The 10268-nt window shown below is 45.6% G+C and carries 7 protein-coding genes; all 7 read left to right on the plus strand.

Translation table 11 applies throughout. From position 1 onward, the window contains the following. Nucleotides 1-113 precede the first annotated feature (113 nt). The 7 genes from ACBP55_RS08575 (at nt 114) to ACBP55_RS08605 (ending at nt 10219) form a co-directional block, all read left to right on the plus strand. Nucleotides 114-4793, plus strand: a complete 4680-nt coding sequence (locus ACBP55_RS08575) for a WIAG-tail domain (protein ID WP_464650893.1) — start codon at nt 114-116, stop codon at nt 4791-4793. A gap of 212 nt (nt 4794-5005) precedes the next feature. Further along, the gene (locus ACBP55_RS08580) at nt 5006-5725 is read left to right on the plus strand and encodes a sugar phosphate nucleotidyltransferase (RefSeq protein WP_464650894.1); all 720 of its coding nucleotides are present in this window, start codon (nt 5006-5008) and stop codon (nt 5723-5725) included. Beyond that, nucleotides 5725-6729, plus strand: coding sequence for a dTDP-glucose 4,6-dehydratase (rfbB, locus tag ACBP55_RS08585; RefSeq protein ID WP_464650895.1), 1005 nt, complete (start codon nt 5725-5727; stop codon nt 6727-6729). The genes ACBP55_RS08580 and rfbB overlap by 1 nt, the downstream gene beginning before the upstream one ends. Then, nucleotides 6726-7601 (plus strand): dTDP-4-dehydrorhamnose reductase, encoded by an 876-nt coding sequence (gene rfbD / locus ACBP55_RS08590; RefSeq protein WP_464650896.1) that lies wholly within the window; start codon nt 6726-6728, stop codon nt 7599-7601. Before rfbB ends, rfbD begins: the two co-directional genes overlap by 4 nt. Next, on the plus strand, nt 7598-8692 hold the full coding sequence (locus tag ACBP55_RS08595; RefSeq protein ID WP_464650897.1) for a CgeB family protein: 1095 nt from the start codon (nt 7598-7600) through the stop codon (nt 8690-8692). Before rfbD ends, ACBP55_RS08595 begins: the two co-directional genes overlap by 4 nt. A gap of 15 nt (nt 8693-8707) precedes the next feature. Beyond that, nucleotides 8708-9856, plus strand: a complete 1149-nt coding sequence (locus tag ACBP55_RS08600) for a CgeB family protein (protein ID WP_464650898.1) — start codon at nt 8708-8710, stop codon at nt 9854-9856. A 42-nt stretch (nt 9857-9898) separates the two neighbouring features. After that, nucleotides 9899-10219, plus strand: coding sequence for a hypothetical protein (locus ACBP55_RS08605; protein ID WP_464650899.1), 321 nt, complete (start codon nt 9899-9901; stop codon nt 10217-10219). Nucleotides 10220-10268: the final 49 nt, after the last annotated feature.

The raw sequence follows: 10268 nt of genomic DNA on the forward strand, positions 1-10268 counted from the left end.
GTGAATTCGACCATTTATCTAGGTTAGCGCACATTTTCTCGGGCTAGCGTACCTATCGGGCGGAGACTGAATATGTTACAAGTGACTAATTCTTGGAGAATGGAGAGGAGTCTATGAGTAAGAGTAAGAACAACAGGGTAAGACCTTATGTGAAAAAAGTGATCTCCAGCAGGGTGAACGAACTGGATTGGATAGATGAGATTGAACCAGTATCAGATCCAGTGAAGCAAGAGAAAACAGAGAAAGCTGAGAAAGCAGAGAAAATAGAAAAAGTCGAACCCGTTCAGAAGACGGTAACGAGTGATCCACAACCGCCAGTCAAAGGGAATGTGAAACCCCCAGTCGAAACGACCAAAATTAACAAGCAATCCAGTCTAATGAAGGTTTCCACTGCGACTACCGCTCCCCCACCACCGCTGTTATTGCTTTCTGAAAGGAAAACGGGGAAATTTGTAAACCCTGTTGTCTATACAGATGATATTGTCGAGGAAGCGATCACTTGGGAGAAAATTGCAAGTCGCTCTGTCGATGAGAGCAAGATCAAACCTCTAAGTATCGGCACTAAAGCTTTGAAGGATTTTGCGATCGAGCATTCGAAGCTTGCTCCGGGCAGCGTAACAAGAGATAAGATCGCTAATCAAGCGATCAATGATGAACATATTGCTCCGCATAGTATTTTGGGTGATAAAATTCAGGATGAATCCATTCCGGGCAGTAAACTGCTGGACAATAGTATCACAGCCGATAAACTGGCCGATCAAACCATTGATTCCATAAAAATTGCTCACGGTTCGATTCTTCCCCAACATTTGTCTGAGCTGATCATTACGAGCGAACTCATTGATAATCAAGCGATAACTGGAGAGAAAATTCATAGTGGCGCCGTGCAAGCAAAGCATTTGTCCAATTATATTATTGATACCGCCAAGCTGACAGATGCTTCAGTCACAACGGATAAGTTAAGAGATCAGGCTGTGACCGAAGAGAAAATCGCCAATGAGAGCATTACTTCTGTTCATTTTCAACCACAAAGTATTTATGGAGAGCACTTGGCTAATGGCAGTGTTCTAAGCCGTAACATTGCTCCGCGTCAAATTGAAACAACGCATATTGCTGATTTTGCTATTGAGAGTTTTCATTTGAAAAATGAGTCAATCACTACAGATAAGCTGGCGTGGGATGCCGTAAATCAAGATCAGATTGTGGATATGGCTATATCGAGCGCGAAGATTGCTCCACAAGCGATTGAAACGAAACATTTGCAGGAAGCCTCCATCTTTGGTGAACATATTACCGATGAAGCCATCACTAGTCGCCATATCGCTGCAAGCTCGATTCAAGCGGAGCATATTGCGAATGGTGCCTTATATGGAAGTTTGCTTTCGGATGAAAGCATTACATCGGATAAGTTGGCAGAAAACCTCATTACGGATAAACACATACATCCTAATGCCATTCAAAGCCAGCATCTTGCGGACGCTAGCATTTCGAACTCGAAGCTGAAAGATGGGTCCATTACATCAGCTAAATTGGTAGAGGACCTTGTTGAAGGAAGGCACCTTCGCAGTCAAACGATTGGTAATAGGCATTTGATTGATGGTGAAATAACGCCTTCCAAGCTTCAAGATGGAACGATCACCTCTTCTAAATTAGCCGAAGGCTCGGTTGAGGGAAGACATATTAAAGCAGAATCCATACAGAATACACATTTGGCTGATCAAATCATTTCTACCGCTAAGCTTGAAGCAGGTGCTGTGACGAATGAGAAATTATCGGAGGGTAGTGTAGATACTTCTAAGTTGAAGGATGACAGTGTAACTTCTGATAAAATCTCTCCGAGTTCCATCAAAACAGGGCATTTGCAAGAAGGCATCATTAGTAGTATTCATTTGAAGGATGTAGCCGTATTAGGTCAACACATTACTCATCAGGCAATTGGTAAAGAGCACCTTCAGAATGGAATTGTCACCGAGGATAAGATGGGGTTAAAGGTGATTCGTTCGGAGCATGTCGTAGATCAAGCAATAGGCGAGAAACAAATTGCGTGGTCAGCGATTCAACGCGAACACATAGCTGAAGAAGCCATTTCAACCCTTCATTTGCAAGATGAAACCATTACAACGAGTAAAATAGCGGAAGAAGCTGTAACGAGCAGCAAAATGGCCTCCATGTCTGTTGAAACTCGTCATCTACAAGAGAATACTATTAATGGTCTGCACATTAAACCAGGTGCAATAACGTCCGAACATTTAGCCCAAGGATCTATTACTATTGGCATCTTCGCTGACCGAAGTCTGGAAGGAAGTAAACTTGTCGAACAATCGATTACTTCTGAAACTCTTGCTCTAGGAGCTGTTACAGAAGATAAGCTGGCAAATGGAGCGGTTGGAACCCAGCATCTGCAAGCTGAATCCGTATCATCCAAGGTACTCCAGGATCGAGCGGTTACGACAAGGAAACTGGAAGACCAAGCGGTGAAGGAAGCCAATTTAGCAGATGCGAGTGTGACTAGCCGCAAAATCTCAGTGAAAGCCATCAATAGTGAGCATATCGCCGATGGGGCGATTACAGCGGCTAAACTGGCTAATGAAAGTATTCATGGCAGCAAGCTAGTAAGCGGCGCGCTTAATGGAAGACATTTAGCAGACGGGGCTATCACGAGTTCCAAAATATCAGCGCTTGCTGTAAATAGTGAGCACTTATCGGATGGTGCTGTAACTAATTCGAAGTTGGCAATGGGCAGCGTAGACAATACGAAATTGTCTCTAGGATCAGTTACAAGCAAACATTTGTCTGATGGGGCTGTAGATAGAACAAAGATTGGGTTTGGGGTTGTCGACACGGAGCACCTGGCTAACGGTGCTGTTGATAATGATAAGCTTGCTGCGAATTCAGTTGACGGAAGCAAATTGATTCTTGGCGCTGTTAGTAATTATCATTTAGCTGATAATGCGGTGTATGGAGCGAAGCTGGCGACAGGCAGCGTAGACAGTAGTAAGTTGACAACAGGCTTGATAAAGAATGAGCATCTGTCAGACGGTGTTGTTGATGGTGCGAAGTTGGCAGCAGGTAGTGTAGATGGAACTAAGTTAATGCCGGGTTCGGTTCATCGGGAACATCTCATTGATAGCGTTGTAGATGGATCGAAACTGGCAGCAGGCGCTGTAAATAATGAACACTTAGCGAATGGGATAGTGGATGGATCTAAGCTTGCAGACAGCAGTGTAGGAAGTAGTAAATTAGCTCTAGGATCGGTTGGCAGCGGTCACCTCATTGATGGTTCGGTTACGAGTACTAAGCTGGCAGCGGGTATTGTGGACAGCAGTAAGTTAGTCACTGGGGCTGTGAACAGCGATCACATCGCGATTGGATCCATTAATGCCTCAAAGTTGGCAGCAAATAGTGTGGACAGCAGCAAGCTAGTGGCAGGTGCAGTTACGAATGAACATTTGGGAGACGGCATCATCACAAGCAGCAAGCTGGCACCATTTAGTGTGGATGGAAGCAAGCTGGTATCTGGCGCTGTTAGTAGTTTTCATCTCTCTGAAGGTGCTGTGGATAATACGAAGCTAGCCGCAGGAAGTGTAGATGGCAGCAAGCTGACGGCTGCATCCATCAACAACGCTCATCTTATCGACGGTGCTGTCGATGGAGCTAAGCTGGCAGCAGGAAGTGTAGATGGCAGCAAGTTGACCGCAGGTGCTGTTAGCGGCGATCATCTCGCTGATGGCGCATTGTATGGCGCGAAGCTAGCTGCGGGAAGTATTGATGGCAGCAAGTTGGCCTCTGGCATCATCAGCAACTACCATTTGACCATTGGCAGCGTGGACGGAAGTAAGCTCATCGCAGGCGCGGTTACGAATGAACATCTGGCGGACGGTGCAGTGGATGAGGCAAAGCTGGCTGATGGCAGTGTAAACGGTCGAATTCTGGCGGGCGGCTCGGTGAGTAGCGAACACCTTGTTGATAAAGCAGTGTCAGGCTCGAAGTTGGCCCCGGGCAGTATAGACAGCAATAAGATCATCGTTGGCGCAGTAACTAAGGAGCATTTGGCTGCAGCCGCGGTAGATGGTAATAAGCTGGCGGCAGGCAGTGTGGATAGCAGTAAATTGGTAGAAGGTGCGGTAAGGAATGAGCACCTGATGGACGGCGCTGTAGATGCGGCGAAGCTTGCAATTGGCAGTGTAGATAGCAGCAAGTTGGCGTTTGGAGCAGTGGACAGCAGTCATCTGGTACCCGGCTCCGTAGATGGATCGAAGCTGGCAGCTGGCAGTGTAGATGGCAGCAAGTTGGTTGCCGGCGCAGTGAATAGCAGCCATCTGGCAGACGGTGCGTTGGAAGGATCGAAGCTGACGGTTGGCAGTATTGATGGCAGCAAACTGGCCTATGCGGCTATTAGCAACTTTCATATTGCGAGCAGCAGCATTGACGGATCAAAGCTGAAACCAAGTGCTGTAAGAAGTGAGCACATTGCAGATGGATCGCTTTCCGTAACGAAATTAACGGAAAATGTCCTGCAGACGCCAAGTACGCAAAAAAATATTACGCAGCAGTTTGGACTCGTTCCTTTTGAAATGAAAACTCAGGATGAGATGATGGAAGTCGTATTACACTTCGATGAGAAGTTTGCGGATGAGAATTATGTGTTGACGGCGATGACGGATCACCAGGCCTGCTATGTATCTGTGAAACAAAAAACGATGGAAAACGCCGTAGTATCCGTTAGACGTGCCAAGTTTTCACCCGATCAACAAGGTATGGTGAATTGGATAGCTATCGGCAAGAAGTTGTAAATGAAGAGGGCTCAGGTAGATGATAAACGGCTTGTGTCGCAGATTCTGCGAGCTAGCCGTTTTTTGTTGTTTAGCGGCGTTTTATCTTGTGGTTGAATGACCAATTTTTGATTCAGGGGTATTCGTCCAATTTCCATATATCACGAAAGCATATGATTAAAGAAGTGGATGTGGCTACGCACCATTATAACGCTTGGAAAGGGGTATGTCTTGTGAAGGGTGTTGTACTGGCGGGAGGAACGGGAAGCCGCTTGCGTCCTCTGACGAACATCATCAATAAACATTTGCTTCCAGTCGGTGAATTACCCATGATTCAATATGCCATTGAGAAATTATGCAAAGCTGGCATTCAAGATATTTTATTAATCACGGGGAAACAATCCGCAGGATTGTATTTGGAATACTTGGGCAGCGGTGAAACGTTTGGTGTCCGTCTTACCTACAAGCTCCAAGAGAATGCCGGGGGGATCGCTGAGGCACTGGCGCTTGCGAAGGGATTCGTGTTGTCAGGTGAGAAATTTGTCGTTCTTCTTGGTGACAACTTGTTTGAAGATTCCTTAAATCCGATGATTGACACCTTCGAGAAGCAGAAAGAGGGAGCAATGGTCATTCTTAAGAAAGTGGCTGATCCTAGAAGATATGGTGTTGCAAAGATGATGGACGGCAGCATTGAACGGATCGAAGAAAAGCCGGAGCATCCAAGCTCATCTTATGCAGTTACGGGTATTTATTTATTTGATTCTACGGTGTTTGACATTATCAAACAACAAACGCCTTCCGAACGAGGCGAGCTGGAAATCACCGATGTGAACAATGTGTACGCAGCTGCTGGCAAGCTTACTCATGAGTTCTTTACTGGATGGTGGATTGATGCCGGGACACATGAATCTCTCTTTCAGGCTACTCTTTTTGTAAGGAGGGAGGACAGCTAATGTCGGTGATTCTAATTACGGGCGGAATGGGATTTATTGGAAGTAATTTCATACATTACTGGAAAAAAAATCATCCGGAAGATCAGTTAATAAATATCGATTTACTTACGTATGCAGGAAACAAGGATAACGTCAGGTCACTAGATGGGCAAGCTGGGTACCAATTTGTACATGGTGATATCGCTCATATTGCTTTGATCAACCAACAGATGAAGCTCGGGGTTGACGTGGTCGTCCATTTTGCCGCCGAAACCCATGTAGATCGAAGTATTCGTAACCCCCGCAGCTTCGTGCTTACGAATGTCGCAGGGACACAATGCTTATTAGAGGCAGCAAGACAGCACCAGGTCAAGAAGTTCATTCATATTTCAACGGATGAGGTGTATGGATCACTTGGTGACGAGGGAGCATTTACTGAAACGACTCCTCTAGCACCTAATTCTCCTTATTCTGCGAGTAAGGCAGGTTCGGATCTACTCGTCAGAGCCTACTATGAAACCTATGGATTTCCAGGTGTCATTACCCGTTGCTCTAATAATTATGGTCCTCGTCAGTTTCCTGAAAAGCTAATTCCACTCATTATTACTCGTGCCCTTCGCAATGAGCGGATTCCGATATATGGCGATGGATTGAATATACGGGATTGGTTGTATGTGGATGACCATTGTTCAGCAATTGAACGAGTGATTGAGGATGGTGTACCAGGGGAGGTTTACAATATCGGCGGACAAAATGAACGAACGAATTTGGAGGTTGTCAAAAGTATTCTGAAAATGCTTAACAAACCGGAGGATTTGATCCACTTCGTATCTGACCGTCTTGGACATGATCGTCGGTATGCGATTGATAGTACCAAAATTCGTCGTGAGCTGGGGTGGGTGCCGTTCTATTCATTTGAATCAGGACTACAGAAAACGCTGGATTGGTATGTGCAAGAACACGAATGGTATGCACGCATTGCTGACGGATCTTATCGCGCCCCAAAAGAAGCTGATCTCATATGAAAATATTAATTACTGGGGCTGGTGGACAGCTCGGTTATGATCTCATCCGTGTGTTTGGCACCGTTCATGAAGTATCCGCTTGGCGCAAAGACCAATTTGACGTGAGCGATGAGAAGAAAGTCATGGACATCCTTTTACAAGAGCGACCGGATGTTGTTATTCATGCTGCTGCTTATACGAATGTCGATAAGGCGGAAACAGAGACGGAACTAGCCTATCAAGTGAATGCCATGGGAGCCCTGCATATAGCAAAAGCTTGCGAACAAATCGGTGCCAAGCTTGTATATGTCAGTACCGACTATGTGTTCGATGGAACGAAGGGAACCCCGTATGAGGAGGGGGATACCACCAATCCAAACAATATATATGGTCATTCCAAGCTTCTTGGAGAGAAATTCGTCAGAATGACCTGCTCGAAGCATTTTGTCGTACGTACGTCTTGGTTATATGGCACCAAAGGAGCTAATTTTGTTACCAAAGTATTGGAAAAGGCGCGATCGGGAGGACCACTGTCCATTGTAGATGATCAATTCGGCTCACCCACGTATGGTTTGGATCTGGCGATCTTTCTTCGAGAACTGATTGAAACGGACAGGTATGGCATTTATCACGCATCGAATCAAGGGGTGTGTTCTAGATATGAATTCGCCTTGTACATTTTGAAGATGGCTCAGATGGAACATGTTCCGCTGATTCCTGTACATTCGGATTTGTATCCACTGCCTGCGGAAAGACCGATGTACTCGGCATTTGCTCACAAAGCTATTGCTGACAATGGCTTTACCCCGATGAGAGATTGGCAATCAGCTCTGGATTTTTTCTTGCGGATCGACCATGTTTATCCAGCAGTCAGAAAAGAAGGTGTGAGATGAATAAAATGATTGCTATTCGTCCATCTGTGGGTAGAAAACGTGGACTGCAGATAGGTCAAGAACATGGTATCCGGATGGGGCGTTGCCAGTTTGTTCTTGACTCGATGATTCCCACTCCCTTACCGCTTAGAGAGGCCAGAGTATTGTTTATCATTCAAGGCTTCGATGCCATTGACCAAGGAATTGTTGATGGCCTGCGGCAAACGGTCCGAGAAGCTTATACCGCAACTGCTGTCGACATGCTCCGTTTGGCGGCAGAGCTTGGGCCGAACCTTGTTCTAGTCATGAATGGTCTCCATGTCTTTCCGGCTGATCACACGGATCATGTCGATCAAGTGAGAAAGATGGGCATACGCACAGCGATTTGGTTCGCTGATGATCCCTATTTTACCGATCATACGGCCTCACTTGCTCCTCACTATGATTACGTGTTTACCCATGAATTGAGCTGTGTAGCGTTCTATCGGGAAATTGGTTGCGGTCAGGTTCATTACTTACCCTTGGCAGTCAATACGGCTGTTTTTAAGCCCATGCATGTTAGTCCCGAATATCGAAGCGATATCTGCTTCATTGGAAATGGGTTTCCGAACCGGATTGCCTTATTTAATGAGCTAACCCCTTACTTAGTGAATAAAAAAGTGCTGATTGCAGGGGCATTATGGGAACAATTAGATGGATATTCGCTTCTAAAGAAGGGAATTAAGCTGCATTGGATCCCTATTGAAGAGTCTGTGAAGTATTATAACGGAGCCAAAATTGTCATTAACGTTCATCGCCTAACCTATCATGAAACGTACAACAAAAATAGCAGAAATATTCCGGGGTTTTCGATTAATCCGAGAACGTATGAGATTGCGGGGTGCGGTACGCTGCAACTAACAGATTACCGTCACGATCTGGATCAGTATTATACACCCGGTCAAGAAATCGAGACCTTTCTGAATACAGCTGAGCTTATCCAGAAGATGAAGCATTACTTGAGACATGAAGAGGATAGGATGCGAATTGCGATAAGAGGCTTGCGAAGAACGAGAATCGAACATACGTTTGCTCATCGATTAGTCAAGCTGATGGACATTGTATTTGCCTAGAAAGGAGTGCAGAAGATGGCCGAGGTCAAGAAGAGTTCTTCCTCGAGAAGGGGGAAAAAGGACGGTTATGAAGCAGGCTATTCCAATGGAGTTAGGTTGGGGCAATGTGAAGCTATCATTCAGAAAGCGATTCGCGATCGGATACCTAACCCCGTTTGGGATGTGCGAGTGCTGTATGTAACGTCGGGTAAAGGCTTTCCTTACGAGCCTCTGGATCATGCGATAATTCGCAGTTTGCACCCATTAGTCCGTGAATTAATTATAGGAAATTGTGATAATGATGCGATTCGAATCGGCAAACCCGAGGCAAATCTTGAAACGCTTGCTGCTGTCTATCATCCCGACCTGATGATTATTCTAGATGGGATGAATATATCTCTAGATGTGGTAGACCGGATTCGCAGTATGGGCATCCGCACGGCCGTATGGCTTACAGATGACCCCTATTACACGGACTATACCGCCTCTTATGCGATTCACTACGATTTCATGTTCACGTTGGAAGTGAATTGCGTGTCTCTATACAAGGAAATGGGATGTCCGCAGGTTCATTATTTGCCGCTTGCTTTTCAACCGGATCTTTTTCGACCAAAGCCCATTCCACATGGCATGGATCGGGATATTAGTTTCATTGGATCTGCTTATTGGAATCGGGTGGCGATGTTTGATCGGCTGGCTCCTTATTTGTCAAACAAACGGATCTTCATCTCCGGCATATGGTGGGAGCGTCTTGAGCATTATAAGCTGCTCGCGCCACAAATTCAGCTCAATACTTGGATGCAGCCGGAGCAAACCGCGAATGTTTATAACGGAGCGAAAATCGTCATTAATATGCACCGAGCCTATGATGACCAGGCGTATAACAATAACAGCCGGCGAATACTTGGAGCCTCTCCCAATCCGCGAACTTTCGAGATATCCGGCTGCGGTGTGCTTCAATTGACAGATGTTCGCGACGATTTGGTTAACTTCTATACACCGGATTATGAAATTGTCACCTATACTTCGACAGAGGATCTGCTGGAGAAGATGGAATACTATTTGATACACGAAGAAGAACGCAAACAAATAGCGCTGCGAGGATTGTATCGTACAATGCGAGATCACACCTATGCGAATAGGCTGTCTAGCATGCTCGCTATTGTTTTCGGACAACAAGGATGAGAACGCCGGTCCTAACGTTAAGAAAGCTGAGGTGCAGGGACATTGATCAAAAAGATAAAAGTGCGGAAGCTGAAGTTTAAAATAAACCTCCGAAAAAAGAGACCCGCTGCACAAAGCAAGCTTCAACCGAAAAAGAAACTAATCGTTAAGAAAAAGATCGTTAATAAAAAGATCGTTAAGAAAAAGTTACGGGCAGGCCGTCAAGGGACATCAGCTCGACGGGCAACAAAACGTAAAATCAGGAACCACCACAAAATAAAATACTCCCAATATAATGCAGCCTTCGATGAAGCCTATAATGAAGGCTTCGGTATTGGCTTCGCGCAAGGGTATACTTTGGAGCAAGAACAGCCGACCGTTTAATCCAGCAAACGATGGCCAATGCAACCATAGAAGGAGGTGAATTCCATAC

The organism is Paenibacillus sp. WG02 (assembly GCF_055396115.1).

Excerpts from the sequence above, each read along its gene's own strand:
- rfbD (WP_464650896.1), top strand. The coding sequence starts at position 6,726 with ATGAAAATATTAATTACTGGGGCTGGTGGACAGCTCGGTTATGATCTC.
- rfbB (WP_464650895.1), top strand. The coding sequence starts at position 5,725 with ATGTCGGTGATTCTAATTACGGGCGGAATGGGATTTATTGGAAGTAAT.
- ACBP55_RS08575 (WP_464650893.1), top strand. The coding sequence starts at position 114 with ATGAGTAAGAGTAAGAACAACAGGGTAAGACCTTATGTGAAAAAAGTG.
- ACBP55_RS08600 (WP_464650898.1), top strand. The coding sequence starts at position 8,708 with ATGGCCGAGGTCAAGAAGAGTTCTTCCTCGAGAAGGGGGAAAAAGGAC.
- ACBP55_RS08595 (WP_464650897.1), top strand. The coding sequence starts at position 7,598 with ATGAATAAAATGATTGCTATTCGTCCATCTGTGGGTAGAAAACGTGGA.